We start from the raw sequence: 17,033 nt of genomic DNA, 5'->3' as shown, positions 1-17,033 counted from the left end.
TCTTTCTGCTGGCCGACCCTGAGCTGGGTCTGTTCGCTGACCGTCGCCAGATCGTCTACGGCCTGGGACAGCCTGGCCACACCGTTGTCGATACCGCCCAGCAGCTCACGCAGGCTCAAGGTCATGGCGCGCATGCTGCCTTGCAGTTGCCCCAGCTCGTCACGGCGCTGTACCTCTTCGACTTGGCTAAGGTCGCCTTGGGCGATACGTTCGGCCTGACGCAGGGCCTGTTTCAGCGGCACGGTGATCTGCTGGCTGATCACCCAGGCGGCCAGGGCGCCGATCAGCAGGGCCAGCAGGGCAACGCTGGTCATCAGGCTGCGGGCGGCCAGGGCCTGCTCGTCGCGCTGCTCGATCTGGTGATTGCTCAGTGCCTGGCTGCTGGTGGTGATCTGGTTGCCCAGCTGCTCCATGTCGTTCTGCAGCTGTTCGACGATGATCGCTGCCTGGGCATACTGGCTGAGCTGTTCGCGAAAGCGGCCCAGGTTGCTGGCTACAGGGGCGGGCAGGGCGCTGTCGAGATCCACGCGCGGCAACCACTGGCGCAGTTGCTCGAGGGTGGTCTCGGCTCTGGTTGCGGCGTTCTGGCCTACCTGTTCGAAGGCTTGCAGCGGTTCGCTGTAATAGGCCGGAACAGAGGCCTGCTGGCTGGCGATTTCCACCTGCCGTTCAAGGGCTTCGATGAAATTGAGGGCTTCCCCCTGGGCGGTGCTCTGGTTCAGACGCTTCACGAGCTGGCCTTGCAGGTCGCTGATAGCGTTTTCCAGTTCACCGGTTTGGCTTTGCAACGCGTCGCGCCGCTGTTGTCGGGTTTGCACGGCGTGCTGGAGCTTGTCGAAGTCGCTTCGGTAACGGCCGACGATTTGGCCCTTGTCAGTCAGCAGGCGCACATCTTCCGGGGCACTGTAGCGCGGGCGCATGCTGGCCAGCAGGCTTTCGACCTGGCTGAGCGTCTGGGTGAGCTGGGCGCGGCTCTCGTCGTCGCCAAGCACCCGGAAGGTGATGCGCTCGGCGCGCAGGTCCTTACTGTAGTCGTTGAGCTGGGCGATCTGGGTGAGCTTTTGCGAGCGGTCAATGGCACCGTCGAGGGCGAGCCAGCCGGTCAAGGTGGTCAATGAGGTGAGCAGCAGGACCACGGCAAAGCCCAGGGTCAGCTTGAGGCGCACGCTGAGGTGGCCGAGCAGGCGGTTGAAAGGTCCGAGCATGGTGAGTCTCCGGCGAATGGGTTCAGGGGACTCATCGGCCGGGAGTGCGTGGGACTGGACCTGAGATTTTGGTGGGAAAATTCCTAGCGGTAGATAAGAAAAATCGTGAAGAGTGGGATGGGTTCTGTAGGAGCGGCTTCAGCCGCGATGCAAGCACCGCGGAATCTGGCACCCGCTTCGCGGGTGATCGCGGCTGAAGCCGCTCCTACAGGGGATTGGCCATCAAAGCTTGAATCGACCCACCAACCCTTGCAGGTGGGTGCCCAGTCGCGCCAGCTCGACGCTGGAACTGGCGGTCTCTTCGCTGGCGGCCGAGGTCTGGTCGGAGATGTCGCGCACGTTCATCACGCTGCGGTTGATCTCTTCTGCCACTGCGCTCTGCTGCTCGGCGGCGGTGGCGATTTGCTGGTTCATCGACTGAATCGAAGACACGGTGCGGGTGATGGTGTCCAGCGAGCTGCCGGCGCGGCGGGTCAGCTCGACACTGCTGTCGGTCAACTCGCGGCTGCTGTCCATTACGCTGGCCACGCGCTGGGTGCCGCTCTGCAGGCCGGCGATCAGTTCCTCGATCTCCTCGGTGGACTGCTGGGTGCGCTGGGCGAGGCTGCGCACTTCGTCGGCGACCACGGCAAAACCACGCCCGGCTTCGCCTGCGCGGGCGGCTTCGATGGCCGCGTTGAGCGCCAGCAGGTTGGTCTGCTGGGCCACCGACTTGATCACATCGAGCACGCTGCCGATCTTGTCGCTTTCGCTCTTGAGCTGGTTCATCGCCTCGCTGGAGTTCTGCACCTCGCTGGCCAGGCGCTCGATCTGGGCGATGGCCTCGCCGACCACCTTGTCACCTTCGCGGGCCTGCTGGTCGGCCATCAGCGCTGCTTCCGAAGCCTGCTCGGCGTTGCGCGCCACTTCCTGCACGGTGGCCGCCATCTCGTTCATGGCGGTGGCCACCTGGTCGGTCTCGACCTTCTGGTTGTTGACCCCGCTGCTGGTCTGCTCGGTCACCGCCGACAGCTCCTCGGCGGCGCTGGCGATCTGGGTGACGCCGTCACCGATACCGCCGATCAGTTCGCGCAGGCCCTGGGTCATGCGCTGCATGCTGGCCTGCAACTGGCCCAGCTCGTCGCGGCGGGCGACCAGGGTGTCCTGGCGCAGGTCGCCGTTGGCCACGCGCTCGGCGGCGGCCAGGGTCTGACGCAGCGGCACGATGATCTGCCGGGTGATGGCGAAGGCGGCGAGGACGCCCAGCAACAAGGCCAGGACGGTGGCGCCGGCGAGCATGGACTTGGCCTGCTGGGTGCCCTGGTCGCGGACCTGGGTCTGCGAGACGGTCATATCCTGGCTGGTGCTCAACAGCACCTGGCCCTGTGCAGACATACGCTGCAACGCCTGTTCGCTGGCGGCCTGGGCGGTGCCGAACTGGTTGACCGCGTCACGGTAGGCGGCCAGCGCGGTGGCGGCGTCATCGAGGCTGGCGGCGAACTCGGCGGGCAGCTTGGCCGGCAATGCCTTGAGCACCGGCAGGGCCTGGTCGATGGCGTTGAGTGCGGTCTGCTGGAACTCGGCCTTGCCGCTGTAGGTGTAGCCACGCACCTGGAAGCGGGCCTGCTGCAGCAGGGCGCTGACTTGCACCACCTGCTGGTACTGGCTGATATCGCCGCCCTGCAGCAGGCGCTGCTGCACCTTGCCGATCAGATCGGCGGCTTTGTCGGCGCTGTCGCCGAGCATGCCGCGGCTGGCTTCGCGGCGCTGGCCGGCCTGCTTGAGCTCTGCGAAGGCCTGCTGGTACTGGCGGATGGCGTCCTGTTGCTGATCCAGGCGCTGGCGGTCGCCGGGCAGCTCGATCTGCCCGAGCATGAACTGCACCTGGCGCTCGAGGTTGGCCAGGGCCTTCTCCAGCGCGCCGACGGCGGCGTCATCACGGTTGCGTTCGTAGTCCTGGCGGGCGAGGCGCAGGTCCTGGGTGTACTGGTGGATCACCGAGATGTTGCCGAGCTTGTCACCCCGGCTGGTCACGCTGTCGATGCCCATCCACCCGGTGAAGGTGATGCCCAGGGTGAGCAGCAGCACCAGGCCGAAGCTGACCCCCAACTTGCGATTGACGCTTACATTCCCCAGTGACTGGGCAAACCAACGGTACATAGACGACTCCCCGGCGCGTGGCAGTGCGGATTATTGTTCTCTTGCACAGGCCATCGGCGGGGGGCGGGGAAACTTGATGGTGAAAACTTGACTGGCGCGTCAGAAAATCCGCGAGAGCAGGGCGGTGACCGCCGTTTCTACGCGCAGGATGCGATCGCCCAGCTGCACAGGGGCCAAGCCAGCCTTGCCCAGCAACTCGACTTCGTAGGGGATCCAGCCGCCTTCCGGGCCGATCGCCAGGGTGACCGGGCCTTCCACTGCGCGCGGGCAGGCCGGGTAGGGGCCGGGGTGGCCGACCAGGCCCAGGGTGCCTTCGGCGATGGCGGGCAGGCGGTCCTCGACGAAGGGCTTGAAGCGCTTCTCGATGATCACTTCCGGCAGCACGGTGTCACGGGCCTGTTCCAGGCCGAGGATGAGGTTCTCGCGAATGGCCTCGGGTTGCAGGAACGGCGTCTGCCAGAAGCTCTTCTCGACCTTGTAGCTGTTGACCAGGATCAGCCGCGGCACACCCAGGGTGGCGACCGTCTGGAACAGCCGGCGCAGCATCTTCGGGCGGGGTACTGCCAGTACCAGGGTCAGTGGCAGCTTGGCCGGCGGCGCCTGGTCGAAAGCCACTCGCAATTCAGCCTCATGGCCTTCGAGGCGGATCACCTCGGCCTTGCCCATCAGGCCGCCGATACGGCCGACGCGCAGGCTGTCGCCCACCGCCACGCGGTGGATCTCCTGCATGTGGGTGAAGCGGCGGTCAGCCAGGATGACGCGGTCGGCCGACACGAAGTCGGCCTCTTCGAGAAGCAGCAGGTTCACGGTTGGGTCGCAGGCGGTTGGTCGTTGTGGTCGTTGGGGGCTTCGTCGCGTTCGTGGCTGCGCTTGCGGATCAGGCCGCCGCACAGCACGCCGACCTCGAACAGCATCCACATGGGCACCGCTAGCAGGGTCTGGGAGAAGATGTCCGGCGGCGTGAGGATCATGCCGACCACGAAACAGCCGATGATCACGTACGGGCGGATCTTCTTCAGGTACTGCACGTCGACCACGCCGATCCACACCAGCAGCACCACCGCCACCGGGATCTCGAAGGCGACGCCGAAGGCGAAGAACAGGGTCATGACGAAGTCGAGGTAGCTGGCGATGTCCGTCATCATCGACACGCCTTCCGGCGTGGCGGCGGCGAAGAAGCTGAACATCAGCGGGAACACCAGGAAGTAGGCGAAGGCCATGCCGGCGTAGAACAGCAGGATGCTCGACACCAGCAGCGGGATGGCAATGCGCTTTTCGTGGCGGTACAGGCCTGGGGCGATGAAGCCCCAGATCTGCTGCAGGATGAACGGGATCGCCAGGAACATCGAGACGATCATGGTCAGCTTGAACGGCGTCAGGAACGGCGAGGCCACGTCGGTGGCGATCATCGTCGCGTTGGCCGGCAAGTGGGCGCGCAGCGGCGCCGAGACCAGGGTGTAGATCTGCTGGGCGAAGGAGAACAGCCCGGCGAAGATCAGGAAGATGGCGGCGACGCAGCGCAACAGGCGGGTGCGCAGTTCGGTCAGGTGCGAGACCAGCGGCATCGGCTGGTCATGTTCCGGATTTTCGCTCATGGGGCTCGTGGCGGTTGTGGCGGCTCGGAGGAAGGCGCTGCGGCGGGCTGCGCGGGGGCGGCCGTGGTGGCAGGCGTGACGGGCGTCTCAGGAGTGGCTGGCGGCTGCGCGGGCGGCACCAGAGGGTTGAGGATGCGCTTGGCTTCCTGTTCCATCTGCAGGATGTGCTCGTTGTGCAGCTGGCGGCGGATGTCGTCGGCGCCGATCTCGCGCTCGACTTCCATCTTGATGGCGTTGAAGCTGCGCTTCAGCCGGCCGATCCACAACCCGGCAGTGCGCGCGGCACCCGGCAGGCGCTCGGGGCCGAGCACCAGAAGGGCGACCAGGCCGACGAGCAGCAGCTCGCTGAAACTGATGCCGAACATGGGTCAGTCTTTCCGCTGCGGCTCTTGGACCGGCTGGGCCTGGCCCTCGATAGTGTGGCCCTGGGCCTGCTGCGCGGTGTTCTGTACCGGCGGCACCGGTTGGACCGGTGGCGGGGTCTGCTCGGCGGGCTTGTTCTCTTCTTCGTTCATGGCCTTGCGAAAGCCCTTGATCGACTCGCCCAGGTCGCTGCCGAAGTTCTTCAGTTTCTTGGTGCCGAACACCAGCACCACGACGACCAGCAGGACGATCCAGTGTTTCCAGTCAAAAATGCCCATTTCGTACTCCTGAGAAATATGTGTCGGTCTATCGGGCCCTGGGGGCTGCTGTGCAGCCCTTTCGCGACACAAGGCCGCTCCTACAGGGTGTGGCGAATCGGTCAGGCGACGCGGACCGCTGTGGGAGCGGCCTTGTGTCGCGAAAGGGGCGCAAAGCGCCCCCGGCAATCTTCAGGCAGAAGGCTGACGCGCGGCCTTCTCGTCATGCCCGGAAAGCCCGAACCGGCGCTCCAGCTCGTCGAGCACCGCCTGTGGATGCTGGCCCAGCGCGCTGAGCATGACCAGGCTATGAAACCACAGGTCTGCGGTCTCATAGATGACATCGCTGTAATCCTTGCTGGTGGCGGCATCCTTGGCGGCGATGATGGTCTCGATGGACTCTTCGCCGAGCTTCTCGAGGATCTTGTTCAGCCCCTTGTGATACAGGCTGGCCACATAGCTGCTGTCCGGCGCCGCCTGCTTGCGTTCTTCCAGCACCTCGGCGAGGCGGTTCAGTGTGTCGCTCATGTCAGTGTCCTGCGCTGTAGATGGCGTTCGGGTCCTTCAGGACCGGGTCGACGGTTTTCCACTGGCCGTCTTCGAAGACGCGGTAGAAGCAGCTTTCGCGGCCGGTATGGCAGGCGATATGCCCCAGTTGCTCGACCATCAGGATGATCACGTCGGCGTCGCAGTCCAGGCGCATCTCGTGCAGCTTCTGCACATGGCCCGACTCTTCGCCCTTGCGCCACAGCTTGCCACGCGAGCGTGACCAGTAGATGGCACGATGCTCGGCGGCGGTCAGGGCGAGGGATTCACGGTTCATCCAGGCCATCATCAGCACGCGCCCGGTCTTATGGTCCTGGGCGATCGCCGGCACCAGGCCATCGCTGTTCCACTTGATCTCGTCCAGCCAGTCTTTCATCGTCGACTCCAAACCGGGCCCGCTCCTGTACCGGGCCTCTTGCGCTAGTGTGCCAGCCAGCCGCGTGGCTGGCTATCGGCGCACGATCAGGTACAGGCCTGCGGCCAGCATCAGCCAGGCTGGCCAGGCGGCCGGTGCGCTGAGGCTGACGGCGCCTGCGGCCAGGGTGGCGCCGCCGCCGAGCAGGCCGGCACCGAGCAGGCGCAGCGCCCAGTTGTCGCCCTGGCGGCGCCGTTCGGGCAGTTGCGCATCATTAAGGTGTGGCTGTGACAGGCGTTCGAGCAGGTCGCGGGTCATGTCGGCCAGGTGCGGCAACTGCTCGGCCTGGTTGTACAAGTTGCCGATCACCGCCTTCGGGCTCATGCGCTCGCGCATCCAGCGCTCGAGGAACGGCTTGGCGGTGCTCCACAGGTCCAGGTCCGGGTACAGCTGGCGGCCCAGGCCTTCGATGTTGAGCAGGGTCTTCTGCAATAACACCAGCTGCGGCTGGACTTCCATGTTGAAGCGCCGCGCGGTCTGGAACAGGCGCATCAGTACCTGGCCGAAGGAGATGTCCTTGAGCGGTTTTTCGAAGATTGGCTCGCACACGGTGCGGATTGCCGCTTCGAACTCGTTGACCTTGGTCTGCGCCGGCACCCAGCCCGAATCGATGTGCAGTTGAGCCACGCGGCGGTAGTCGCGCTTGAAGAAGGCGATCAGGTTGCGCGCCAGATAGTCCTGGTCCTCGGCCGTCAGGCTGCCGACGATACCGCAGTCGATGGCGATGTACTGCGGGCTCCAGGGCTTGACCGTGCTGACGAAGATGTTGCCCGGGTGCATGTCGGCGTGGAAGAAGCTGTCGCGGAACACCTGGGTGAAGAACACCTCGACGCCACGCTCGGCGAGCATCTTCATGTCGGTGCGCTGGTCGGCCAGGGTGGCCATGTCGGTGACCGGCACGCCGTAGATGCGCTCCATCACCAGCACTTTCGGGCGGCACAGGTCCCAGTAGACCTGGGGCACGTACATCAGCTCGGAGCCCTCGAAGTTGCGCCGCAGCTGGCTGGCGTTGGCCGCCTCGCGCAACAGGTCGAGTTCGTCGTAGATGGTCTTTTCGTAGTCGCCAACGATCTCCACCGGGTGCAGGCGACGGGCGTCGGCCGAGGCCCGTTCGGCGGCCTTGGCGATCAGGAACAGCCAGGCCAGGTCCTGGGCGATGACCGGCTTGAGGCCTGGGCGCACCACCTTGACCACCACTTCCTCGCCACTCTTGAGGCGGGCGGCATGCACCTGGGCCACCGAGGCGGAGGCCAGCGGCTCGACATCGAAGCGGCTGAACACTTCGCCCACCTTGGCGCCGAGCTGCTCTTCGATCAGCGCCACGGCGTGCTGCGGGTCGAACGGCGGCACCCGGTCCTGCAGCAGCATCAGCTCGTCGGCGATATCGGTGGGCAGCAGGTCGCGGCGGGTAGAGAGCAACTGGCCGAACTTGATGAAGATCGGCCCGAGGTCCTGCAAGGCCAGGCGCAGGCGCGCGCCACGGCTCAGCGCCAGCGGCTTGCGCGGCAGCCAGCGCCAGGGCATCAGCAGGCGCAGGCTGGCCAGCCACCAGGGTAGCAGGGGTTGTTCGAACAGCAGGTCATCGAGGCGGTAGCGGATCACGACGCGCTGGATGCGCAACAGACGGCGGACGGCGAGCAGCTTCATGCGTTATCGCTGGTATCAAGAGTGTGGGCGAGGCGGCGCAGGCGCGCCTCGAGGCGTTCGATGTCGACTTTCAGCGCATCGAGCTCGCTGAAGGCCGCTTCGGCTTCGCGTTTGCCGACCAGGGTGCGGGACTCTTCGGCCAGGTACTCGGAGAGGTTCTGGCCAAAGCGGGCCAGGCCCTGCTTGGTCCAGCGCGCGCGCAGGCGCAGGTGGCCGGCGATCAACGCGGTCGGCACCGGGCCGAGCCAGCGTTGCAGCTCGTATTCCCAGTCCAGGTCGAGGTCCTGCAGGATGCCGAACAGGTCGAGCATCACCGCGCTGTCGCCATGCAATGCGACCTGCGGGCTGTGCAGCACGGCGGTCTTGTCCTTGGCCAGGGCCAGCTGTGCCAGGCGCCCGGCGGGGGCGCGCAAGGTGCAGTCGACCTCGCCCTGCCAGTGGGCGGCGAGCATCAGGCCCTGTTCATCGGGCAGCACGAACAGCTTGAGGGCCGGCTGCACGCAGTCGATCTCGACCACCTTGCCTTCGAGCATGGCCAGCCGCGGCAGCGCGGTGCTGTCCAGGCGCAGGACGCGGTTGAGCCCGTGCTCGACGCTGGCGAGCAGGCCGGCCAGCAGCATCAGGGCTTGATTCCCCGGTGCACGGCGACGATGCCGCTGGTCATGTTGTGGTAGGTGACGCGGTCGAAACCGGCCTCGACCATCATCGCCTTGAGGGTTTCCTGGTCGGGGTGCATGCGGATCGACTCGGCGAGATAACGGTAGCTTTCCGAGTCGTTGGTGATCAGCTTGCCGGCCAGTGGCATGAAGGCGAACGAGTAGGCGTCGTAGGCCTTGGACATCAGCTTGTTGGTGGGCTTGGAGAATTCCAGCACCAGCAGGCGGCCGCCCGGCTTGAGCACGCGCAGCATGGAGCGGATGGCTTCATCCTTGTGCGTCACGTTGCGCAGGCCGAAGGCGATGGTCACGCAGTCGAAGTGGTTGTCCGGGAACGGCAGCTTCTCGGCGTCGGCCTGGACGAACTCGATGTTGCCGGCCACGCCACGGTCGAGCAGGCGGTCACGGCCGACCTTGAGCATCGACTCGTTGATGTCGGCGAGCACCACCTGGCCGGTCGGGCCGACCAGGCGCGAGAACTTGGCGGCCAGGTCACCGGTGCCGCCGGCGATGTCCAGCACCCGGTTGCCGCTGCGTACACCGGACAGCTCGATGGTGAAGCGCTTCCACAGCCGGTGCATGCCGCCGGAGAGCACGTCGTTCATCAGGTCGTACTTGGCGGCCACCGAGTGGAACACTTCGGCGACTTTCTTCGCCTTCTGGCTCTCGGGCACGTCCTGGTAGCCGAAGTGTGTGGTGGGTTCGGCGTGGTCGCCTTTGCGCGGGTCGGTCATTTCGCTTCACCAGAAAAAAATTACGGCCATTCTAGGGGGATCGGGCGCATTTGTCTTGACGGGGTGTGCCGTCGGGCGGGCGGGGGCATAATGGCGCCATTGTCTTCATATCCAGGAACACCCGCATGACCCAGATCAGCGTCGAACGCAAACACTCCCTCGGCCGCGAAGCCGTCCGCGCCAAGGCGCAGGCGCTGGTGGACCGGCTGGCCCAGGAGTACGACCTCAAGGCCAGCTGGAACGGTGACCGTGTCGATGTGTCGCGCAGCGGCGCCAATGGCAGCGTGCAGATCTTCGACGACAGCATCCGCGTCGAGCTGAAGCTGGGCATGATGCTGTCGATGATGAGCGGCACCATCAAGGGCGAGATCGAGCGGGCGCTGGACAAGGCCCTGGCCTGACCTCGGTTCGCCGGCAAGCCGGCTCCTACCTTGGCCCGTAGGAGCCAGCTTGCTGGCGAACCTTAGGGTGAGGATTCTAATTTCTCCCCCTACCTTATGCTCAAGCCCGCAATCCATGGGCAGTTTCTCCCTCCCATCATGAGCATGAGGTGAAGAGCATGGCCAAAGTGAGTCTCAAGCACAAAGACGACGACCAGGGCACCCTGGGCGAAGTGCGCGGCTACGCGCGCAAGATCTGGCTGGCGGGCCTGGGCGCCTACGCCCGCGTCGGCCAGGAAAGCACCGACTACTTCAAGGAGCTGGTCAAGGCCGGCGAAGGCGTCGAGAAGCGCGGCAAGAAACGCATCGACAAGGAGCTCGATGCCGCCAACGGCCAGCTCGACGAAGCCACCCGTGAAGTGACCCGCGTGCGCGGCAAAGTCGAGGTCCAACTGGACAAAATCGAGAAAGCCTTCGACGCCCGCGTCGGTCGCGCCTTGAATCGCCTCGGCATTCCGTCTAAACATGACGTTGAGGCGTTGTCCATCAAGCTTGAACAGCTGCACGAGCTGCTCGAGCGCGTCGCGCACAAACCATAAGGAGAGCAGGATGGCTGGCAAGAAGAACACCGAGAAAGAAGGTAGCTCCTGGGTCGGCGGAATCGAGAAGTACTCCCGCAAGATCTGGCTGGCTGGCCTGGGTATCTACTCGAAGATCGACCAGGACGGTCCGAAGCTGTTCGACACGCTGGTGAAGGATGGCGAGAAAGCTGAAAAGCAGGCGAAGAAAACCGCAGAAGATGTGGCTGAAAGCGCCAAGTCGTCGACCAATTCCCGGGTCTCGGGCGTGAAAGACCGCGCGTTGGGCAAGTGGAGCGAGCTCGAGGAAGCCTTCGACAAGCGTCTGAACAGCGCCATCTCGCGCCTGGGCGTACCCAGCCGCAATGAGATCAAGGCCCTGCACCAGCAGGTCGACACCCTGACCAAGCAGATCGAGAAACTGACCGGTGCCTCGGTCACCCCGATCTCCAAGGCGGGCGCGAGCAAGACCGCGGCCAAACCGCTGGCCAAGGCCGCCGCGGCGAAGCCAGCTGCCAAGCCTGCGGCTAAAACCGCTGCAGCCAAGCCTGCGGCAAAACCGGCAGCCAAGCCGGCTGCGGCCAAGAAGCCTGCGGTGAAGAAAGCCGCTCCGGCCAAGCCTGCAGCCGCTAAGCCTGCGGCCGCTGCGCCAGCAGCAACGGCGGCCCCGGCACCCAGCGCAGCCCCGGCCAGCAGCACCCCGTCGGCACCGGTGAACGCGGCCGCCCAGGCCTGACACCGCGTCGCCCTTGATCGCGGGGCAGGCCCGCTTCCACGCAGCTCGCACAGGGCACGTGGGAGCGGGCTTGCCCCGCGATCATTTCAACCCTCCAGGTACCTCATCGCCAACTGTTCCGCCGCCCGGCGCGCCGGTGCCTGCAGATGCGGTGCCACCAGCATCATCACCTGGTACACCACCACCCCCACATCGCCCTCGCGACCGATCACTCGCTGGTAGTCCAGCGAGCAGATCAGGGTCAGGGTGATCTGCTCCACCAGTTGCCCCAATGCCTGGGTCTCGCTAGTCACCTGGCCCTGAGCCTTGAGGCTGGCCAGCAGCGCGGCCAGGGTGCGCTTGAGGGCGTTGATCAGGCTGCGCATGCCCCGCGCCAGCTTGGGCAGGCGGCCGGTGAGGTTGGACAAGTCCTGGAGCAGGAACCGGTACTGGGCCATGCGTTCGACGATCAGGTGCAGGAACAGCCAGTAGTCCTCGGCCTCCAGCTGTACGTCCAGCGGCGGGTCGAGCAAGGTCATCAGCTCTTCCTCGAAGCGCTCGAACAAGCCGATCACCAGCGGCTCCTTGCCGTGGAAGTGGTAGTACAGGTTGCCCGGGCTGATGCCCAGTTCGTTGGCGATCTCCAGGGTCGAGACGTTTGGCTCGCCCTGGCGGTTGAACAACTGCAGGGCGCATTCGAGGATACGGTCGCGGGTCTTCATCCGTTCAGCGGGCCATCACATAGTTGCCCGGCGCAGGGCCCAGCGATGGATAGGTGGCGTTGCCAAGTTCCGTGCGCTGCGGCTTGAGCGTGCCCGAGCGCTGGGTGATCCACTCCTGCCAGAGCGGCCACCAGCTGCCGTCGCGACGTTGGGCATCGTGGAACCAGGCGCGCGGGTCGCTGGACAGCTTGGGGTTCTCGAGGTAGTAGGCCTTGGGGTTGCCGGGCGGGTTGATGATGCTCTGGATATGCCCGCTGTTGGCCAGCAGGAAGCGCCGGTCGCCACCGAGTAGCAGGGCCGAGCGGTACACCGCGTCCCAGGGGGTGATGTGGTCGTTGCTGCCGGCCACGGTGAAACTGTCGAGGTCGACCTGCTTGAGGTCGATGGGGGTGCCGCACACTTCGAGCCCCTCGGGGAAGGTCAGTGGGTTGAGCTTGAAGAAGTCCAGCAGCTCGCCGTGGTAAGCGGCGGGCAGGCGGGTGCTGTCGGCGTTCCAGTAGAGAATGTCGAACGCCGGTGGCTTCTTGCCCATCAGGTAGTTGTTGACCCAGTAATTCCAGATCAGGTCGTTGGGGCGCATCCAGGCGAAGATCCGCGCCACCTCGCCGCCGTCAAGCACGCCGCGCTGGTAGGAGCGACGCTTGGACGCCTCGATGGTCTGCTCGTCGGCGAACAGGCTGGCGGGGCTGTCGAACTGGCTGTCGAGCATGCTGACCAGGTAGGTGGCACTGCGCACCTTGCGCAGCTGCTTCTTGGCCTGCAAGTGGCCCTGCAGGGCGGCCATGGTCAGCCCCCCGGCGCAGGCACCCATGAGGTTGAGGTCGCGGCTGCCGCTGATGCTGCGGCAGGCATTCAGCGCTTCCTCCAGTGCCTGCACGTAGCTCGACAGGCCCCATTCGCGGTGGCGCGGGTCGGGGTTGCGCCAGCTGACCATGAACACCTGCAGGCCGTTCTTGAGCATGTACTGGACGAAGCTGTTGGTCGGGCTCAGGTCGAAGATATAGAACTTGTTGATTTGCGGTGGTACCACCAGCAACGGGCGGGCGTACTGTTGTTCGCTCATGGGTTTGTACTGGATCAGCTCCAGCAGCTCGTTGCGAAACACCACCGCGCCCGCGGTGGCGGCGAGGTTGCCACCCACCTCGAAGGCGCGTTCGTCGACCTGGCGCGGGAGGCCGTCGTTGTGGCGCAGGTCGTCCAGCAGATGGCTGGCGCCGCGTAGCAGGCTCTGGCCGCCCGTGTTGAACAGCTCCTTGACCGCCAGCGGGTTGAGCAGTGAATTGCTGGGGGCCATGGCGTCGCTGACCAGGGTGAACAGGAACTGCGCACGGGCACGATCGTCGTCACTCAGGGTGCTTTCCTCGATCCAGCGGCGAGTTTGCTTCTGCCAGGCGAGGTAGGCTTGCAGCCCTCGGCGGTAGAACGGGTTCTCGCTCCAGGTCGGGTCGCTGAAACGGTTGTCGCGGGCATGGGGCTGGAGCGGCGTGTCGCCGAGGATCACCCGGCCCAGGGTGCCGCCCAGTTCCAGCAGGTGGCGGGCGGTGTACAACGGGTGGCGCAGGCCGTGGCGGCCGACGTGGCGCAGGGTCGACAGCAGGTCGCGACCGCGCAGGCCGTTGATTGCGTTCTGCAGGTTCATGCTGGTGGCGGGGGCCGGTGTCGTCCCTGTTGCCGGTTTGTCTTTCATGCCAACACTCCATCGTCAGGCCAGCAAGCGCTGGAACACAGCAAGGGCAGGCCGGCGCGTACTCCATGCGCCGGCCCGGCGTCAGCCGCCGGAGGCGGGCCGGGGGTGCATGACCGCGCGCTGGCGCTCTTGCTGGAGGAATTTCATGATGATCGGGGCGACGGCCTCGGCCCGGGTGATCAGGAACAGATGGCCATCGTCGATTATGTGTAGCTGCGCATTGGGAATTCGCCAGGCCAGCAGGCGCATGTTGATCAGCGGGATCAACGGGTCATCGTCGCCGGCCAGCACCAGGGTGGGCTGGTGGATCTTGTGCAGCCAGTGGATGCTGGTCCAGCCAAGCCCGGCGAACAGCTGCCAGTAGTAGCCCAGCTTGCCGCCGGAGCGCACCTTCGACGCGTGGTGCAGGGCCAGGTCGGGGTCGCGGCGAAAGCCACCGCCATAGATGGTCGGGGCGATGCGGATCACGTGGGAGGGCTGTATATAGCGCCGTGGGCTGGCCATCATCCACAGCACCTTGGGCTTGCCCGGCACCATCACCGCGCCGGCGGCGGTGGCGGCGAGCACCAGCTTCTTACAGCGCTCCGGATAGTCGTGGGCGAACTGCTGGGCCAGGGCGCCGCCCCAGGACACGCCGATCGCGTTGACCTGGCCGTAGTCCAGGTAGTCGAGCATGCGCGCCGTCAGCTTGGCCAACCCCGGGAAGCGGTAGGGGTGGCGCGGCGTGGACGAGCCGCCGACACCGGGCACGTCGAAGGCGATCACCTCCAGGTCCGGGTCCAGGGCCTCGATGAACGGGAACACCAGTTCGAGGTTGGCACCGATGCCGTTGAAGATCAGCAAGGGTGTCAGGTGCGGCTTGCCCGGACGGACCGCGGTGCGGATGGATTGATCATCCAGTTCGACGGTCCTGAAGATGTAGGGTGGCGGCATACGCGTGACTCTGTGGTGGACGTAGCGCGGTGATGCGCCGCGGGGCGCACCACCGCGGTTTCACTCAGCGTTCGTGGACGTAGGTGCCCGGCGATGCCTCGCCGGCCGCGTAGGTGCGGTTGCCCAGGCGCGTCGGTGCTTTCTTCAGTTCGCCCGCGCGTTCGCCCAGCCAGGTCTGCCAGTGCAGCCACCAGGAGTCGGCGTGCTTGACCGCGTTTTCCTGCCAGGCCACCGGATCGTCCGGGCGGTCTTCGCCGGTCATGAAGCGCGCCTTGGGGTTACCCGGTGGGTTGAGGATGCTCTGGATGTGCCCGCTGTTCGACAGCACGAACTCGATCTTGCCGCCGAACAGGTGCGCCGAGCGGTAGCATGATTGCCACGGAGTGATGTGGTCGGCGGTGCCGGCGACACTGTAGATGTCGCAGTCGACCTGCTTCAGGTCGATGGCGGTGCCGCACACTTCCAGGGCGTTGGAGCGGATCAGCGGGTTGTTCTTGAACATCTCGATCAGGTCGCCGTGGAAGGCGGCCGGCAGGCGCGTGGTGTCGTTGTTCCAGAACAGGATGTCGAACACCGGCGGCTCGTTGCCCAGCAGGTAGTTGTTGACCCAGTAGTTCCAGATCAGGTCGTTGGGGCGCATCCAGGCGAACACCTTGGCCATGTCGCTGCCTTCGAGCACGCCGGCCTGGTAGGAGTGGCGCTTGGCTGCTTCCAGTGTCTGCTCGTCGACGAACAGCGCCACCTGGGTGTCGACCGTGGTGTCGAGCACGCTGACCAGCAGCGTGAGGGCGTTGACCTTCTTCTCACCGAGCGCCGCGTAATGGCCCACCAGTGCGGTGCAGGTGATGCCGCCCGAGCAGGCGCCGAGCATGTTCAGGTCCTTGCTGCCGGTGATCGCCAGCACCGCGTCGACCGCCTCTTTCAGCGCATCGATGTAGGTCGACAGGCCCCACTCGCGCTGTGCCTTGGTCGGGTTGCGCCAGCTGACGATGAAGGTCTGTTGCTGGGAGCGCAGGCAGAAGCGCGCCAGGCTCTTTTCCGGGCTCAGGTCGAAGACGTAGAACTTGTTGATCTGCGGCGGCACCACCAGCAGGGGGCGGGCGTGCACCTGTTCGGTGATCGGGCTGTACTGGATAAGCTCCAGCACGTCGTTGCGGTACACCACAGCGCCTTCGCTGGTGGCCAGGTTCTTGCCCACCTCGAAGGCTTCCATGTTCACCTGGCTGGGCATGCCGCCGTTGTTGACCAGGTCCTTGGCCAGGTGGGAGAGGCCGTCGAGCAGGCTCTTGCCGCCGGTCTCGAAGAAGCGCTTGACCGCGGCGGGGTTGGAGAGGGTGTTGGTGGGCGCCATGGCTTCGGTCATCAGGTTGATGACGAACTGGCCGCGGCTGATGTCCTGGGGCGACAGGTCGCTTTCGCCGATCCAGTCGTGCAGCTCCTTGCGCCAGGCCAGGTAAGTCTGCAGGTAGCGGCGGTACAGCGGGTTGTTGCTCCAGGCCGGGTCGCTGAAGCGACGGTCATCGCTTTCAGGCTGGAGGCTCGATTTGCCCAGCAGCACGTTCTTCAGTTCAAGGCCGAAATGCGCCACGTGCTTGGCGCTGTGCAGCGGTTGACGCAATGCCTGGCGCAATACTGTGCGCGCCGAGGTCAGCAGATCCTTACGGCGAATGCCGATGACCGGGTTCAGCCCCAGGGTGTTCTCCGAGGCCTGCCGCTGCAACTCATCGTTGTTCTTGTTACTCATCTACGACGCTCCGTTGTCCTGAGACGAGTACCGGTGTGCTGTGACAGCCCGGTACTGCTACTCGGGTGACCAGTGATAAGGAACAGCGGTGCTGCGACCGGAGGCGTGTTAGTGATGAGCGGCGGGATTTTCTGCGTGTGAAGACAGCCTGCTTTCGCTCGCGACCTCTACCTACCGGCCTGGCCCTGCTTACGCGAAAAGCGATGCAGGGAACTTGCCAGCTCCATTGGTTACCCGACTTTCGTGTAATGCGCAAGACAGCCAGTCTTTGGCTGCCATCCAGGCATTCAAGCAGATGAGATTAGAAAATGCGCTCTAAAGCGTGGGGGGCTTGAGCTAGAGCATCAGTTTCACGACCGATTCCGACGGGTCGCGGGATTTGCCGGCCTTGTGCAGTTCGTCCAGATACTCGGCCCACAATTGCTCCTGGCGCAGGCACAGTTGCTCGAGGTACTCCCAGGTGAACAATCCGGAGTCATGGCCGTCGTCGAAGGTCAGTTTCAGTGCATATTGCCCAGCCGGTTCCAGGCCGCTGAGGCCGACGTTGATCTTGCCGAACTGCAGGATGGGGTTGCCGTGGCCCTGGACCTCGGCGGAGGGGGAGTGCACGCGCAGGAACTCGGCGGGCAGGTGGTAGACCTCGCCGGGTGCGTAGGTGAGGGTGAGGGTTTTCGAGGCTTTGTGCAGGTTGATCGCGGTGGGCAGGCGGGCCATGGG

General features: G+C 65.2%; 18 protein-coding genes and 2 pseudogenes. 3 read left to right on the top strand and 17 right to left on the bottom strand.

Features of this window, described 5'->3' with window-relative positions; all coding sequences use genetic code 11:
- Positions 1-116 precede the first annotated feature (116 nt).
- From PSEEN_RS27435 to ubiE, 12 genes and pseudogenes are all read right to left on the bottom strand, one after another.
- A pseudogene (locus PSEEN_RS27435) lies at positions 117-1,205 on the bottom strand (methyl-accepting chemotaxis protein); the annotation flags it as partial.
- Between the two features lie 222 nt (positions 1,206-1,427).
- Positions 1,428-2,141, bottom strand: coding sequence for a methyl-accepting chemotaxis protein (locus PSEEN_RS27430; protein ID WP_420806632.1), 714 nt, complete (start codon positions 2,139-2,141; stop codon positions 1,428-1,430).
- 141 nt (positions 2,142-2,282) lie between these two features.
- A pseudogene (locus PSEEN_RS27425) lies at positions 2,283-3,233 on the bottom strand (methyl-accepting chemotaxis protein); the annotation flags it as partial.
- 210 nt (positions 3,234-3,443) lie between these two features.
- Positions 3,444-4,151 carry a 16S rRNA (uracil(1498)-N(3))-methyltransferase gene (locus PSEEN_RS23500; RefSeq protein ID WP_011536074.1) on the bottom strand — a complete coding sequence of 236 codons (708 nt, stop codon included), beginning with the start codon at positions 4,149-4,151 and terminating at the stop codon, positions 3,444-3,446.
- The gene (gene tatC / locus PSEEN_RS23495; RefSeq protein ID WP_011536073.1) at positions 4,148-4,939 is read right to left on the bottom strand and encodes a twin-arginine translocase subunit TatC; all 792 of its coding nucleotides are present in this window, start codon (positions 4,937-4,939) and stop codon (positions 4,148-4,150) included. The genes PSEEN_RS23500 and tatC overlap by 4 nt, the downstream gene beginning before the upstream one ends.
- The gene (gene tatB / locus PSEEN_RS23490) at positions 4,936-5,304 is read right to left on the bottom strand and encodes a Sec-independent protein translocase protein TatB (protein WP_011536072.1); all 369 of its coding nucleotides are present in this window, start codon (positions 5,302-5,304) and stop codon (positions 4,936-4,938) included. The genes tatC and tatB overlap by 4 nt, the downstream gene beginning before the upstream one ends.
- A gap of 3 nt (positions 5,305-5,307) precedes the next feature.
- Positions 5,308-5,580 carry a twin-arginine translocase TatA/TatE family subunit gene (locus tag PSEEN_RS23485; protein ID WP_011536071.1) on the bottom strand — a complete coding sequence of 91 codons (273 nt, stop codon included), beginning with the start codon at positions 5,578-5,580 and terminating at the stop codon, positions 5,308-5,310.
- 171 nt (positions 5,581-5,751) lie between these two features.
- Complete coding sequence (locus PSEEN_RS23480) at positions 5,752-6,087, bottom strand: phosphoribosyl-ATP diphosphatase (protein ID WP_011536070.1); 336 nt, start codon at positions 6,085-6,087, stop codon at positions 5,752-5,754.
- 1 nt (position 6,088) lies between these two features.
- The gene (gene hisI, locus PSEEN_RS23475; protein WP_011536069.1) at positions 6,089-6,481 is read right to left on the bottom strand and encodes a phosphoribosyl-AMP cyclohydrolase; all 393 of its coding nucleotides are present in this window, start codon (positions 6,479-6,481) and stop codon (positions 6,089-6,091) included.
- A 72-nt stretch (positions 6,482-6,553) separates the two neighbouring features.
- Positions 6,554-8,167 carry a ubiquinone biosynthesis regulatory protein kinase UbiB gene (gene ubiB / locus PSEEN_RS23470; RefSeq protein WP_011536068.1) on the bottom strand — a complete coding sequence of 538 codons (1,614 nt, stop codon included), beginning with the start codon at positions 8,165-8,167 and terminating at the stop codon, positions 6,554-6,556.
- Positions 8,164-8,787, bottom strand: a complete 624-nt coding sequence (locus PSEEN_RS23465) for a ubiquinone biosynthesis accessory factor UbiJ (protein WP_011536067.1) — start codon at positions 8,785-8,787, stop codon at positions 8,164-8,166. Before PSEEN_RS23465 ends, ubiB begins: the two co-directional genes overlap by 4 nt.
- Complete coding sequence (ubiE, locus tag PSEEN_RS23460; protein WP_011536066.1) at positions 8,787-9,557, bottom strand: bifunctional demethylmenaquinone methyltransferase/2-methoxy-6-polyprenyl-1,4-benzoquinol methylase UbiE; 771 nt, start codon at positions 9,555-9,557, stop codon at positions 8,787-8,789. Before ubiE ends, PSEEN_RS23465 begins: the two co-directional genes overlap by 1 nt.
- A 125-nt stretch (positions 9,558-9,682) precedes the next feature.
- Between ubiE and PSEEN_RS23455 the strand changes: the two genes are divergently transcribed.
- The 3 genes from PSEEN_RS23455 (at position 9,683) to PSEEN_RS23445 (ending at position 11,251) form a co-directional block, all read left to right on the top strand.
- Positions 9,683-9,958, top strand: a complete 276-nt coding sequence (locus tag PSEEN_RS23455) for a polyhydroxyalkanoic acid system family protein (RefSeq protein ID WP_011536065.1) — start codon at positions 9,683-9,685, stop codon at positions 9,956-9,958.
- A gap of 158 nt (positions 9,959-10,116) precedes the next feature.
- Positions 10,117-10,536, top strand: a complete 420-nt coding sequence (locus PSEEN_RS23450) for a phasin family protein (RefSeq protein WP_011536064.1) — start codon at positions 10,117-10,119, stop codon at positions 10,534-10,536.
- Between the two features lie 10 nt (positions 10,537-10,546).
- Positions 10,547-11,251 carry a phasin family protein gene (locus PSEEN_RS23445; RefSeq protein ID WP_011536063.1) on the top strand — a complete coding sequence of 235 codons (705 nt, stop codon included), beginning with the start codon at positions 10,547-10,549 and terminating at the stop codon, positions 11,249-11,251.
- A gap of 86 nt (positions 11,252-11,337) precedes the next feature.
- On the opposite strand, the gene PSEEN_RS23440 is transcribed toward PSEEN_RS23445, so the two are convergent.
- The 5 genes from PSEEN_RS23440 to PSEEN_RS23420 all read right to left on the bottom strand — a co-directional run bounded on the left by PSEEN_RS23440 (position 11,338) and on the right by PSEEN_RS23420 (position 17,030).
- Complete coding sequence (locus PSEEN_RS23440) at positions 11,338-11,952, bottom strand: TetR/AcrR family transcriptional regulator (protein WP_011536062.1); 615 nt, start codon at positions 11,950-11,952, stop codon at positions 11,338-11,340.
- Positions 11,953-11,956: 4 nt separating this feature from the next.
- Positions 11,957-13,639 carry a class II poly(R)-hydroxyalkanoic acid synthase gene (gene phaC, locus PSEEN_RS23435; RefSeq protein ID WP_011536061.1) on the bottom strand — a complete coding sequence of 561 codons (1,683 nt, stop codon included), beginning with the start codon at positions 13,637-13,639 and terminating at the stop codon, positions 11,957-11,959.
- 81 nt (positions 13,640-13,720) lie between these two features.
- Positions 13,721-14,572, bottom strand: a complete 852-nt coding sequence (gene phaZ, locus PSEEN_RS23430) for a poly(3-hydroxyalkanoate) depolymerase (RefSeq protein WP_011536060.1) — start codon at positions 14,570-14,572, stop codon at positions 13,721-13,723.
- A gap of 64 nt (positions 14,573-14,636) precedes the next feature.
- The gene (phaC, locus tag PSEEN_RS23425; protein ID WP_011536059.1) at positions 14,637-16,316 is read right to left on the bottom strand and encodes a class II poly(R)-hydroxyalkanoic acid synthase; all 1,680 of its coding nucleotides are present in this window, start codon (positions 16,314-16,316) and stop codon (positions 14,637-14,639) included.
- Positions 16,317-16,652: 336 nt separating this feature from the next.
- Positions 16,653-17,030: a gamma-butyrobetaine hydroxylase family protein gene (locus PSEEN_RS23420; RefSeq protein WP_011536058.1), complete on the bottom strand. Its 378-nt coding sequence runs from the start codon at positions 17,028-17,030 to the stop codon at positions 16,653-16,655.
- Positions 17,031-17,033: the final 3 nt, after the last annotated feature.

Origin of the sequence: Pseudomonas entomophila L48, assembly GCF_000026105.1 — a bacterium.
Classification (GTDB): domain Bacteria; phylum Pseudomonadota; class Gammaproteobacteria; order Pseudomonadales; family Pseudomonadaceae; genus Aquipseudomonas; species Aquipseudomonas entomophila.
Note: the sequence above shows the minus strand (reverse complement) of the source record. Positions and strands in the feature narration are given on the sequence as shown.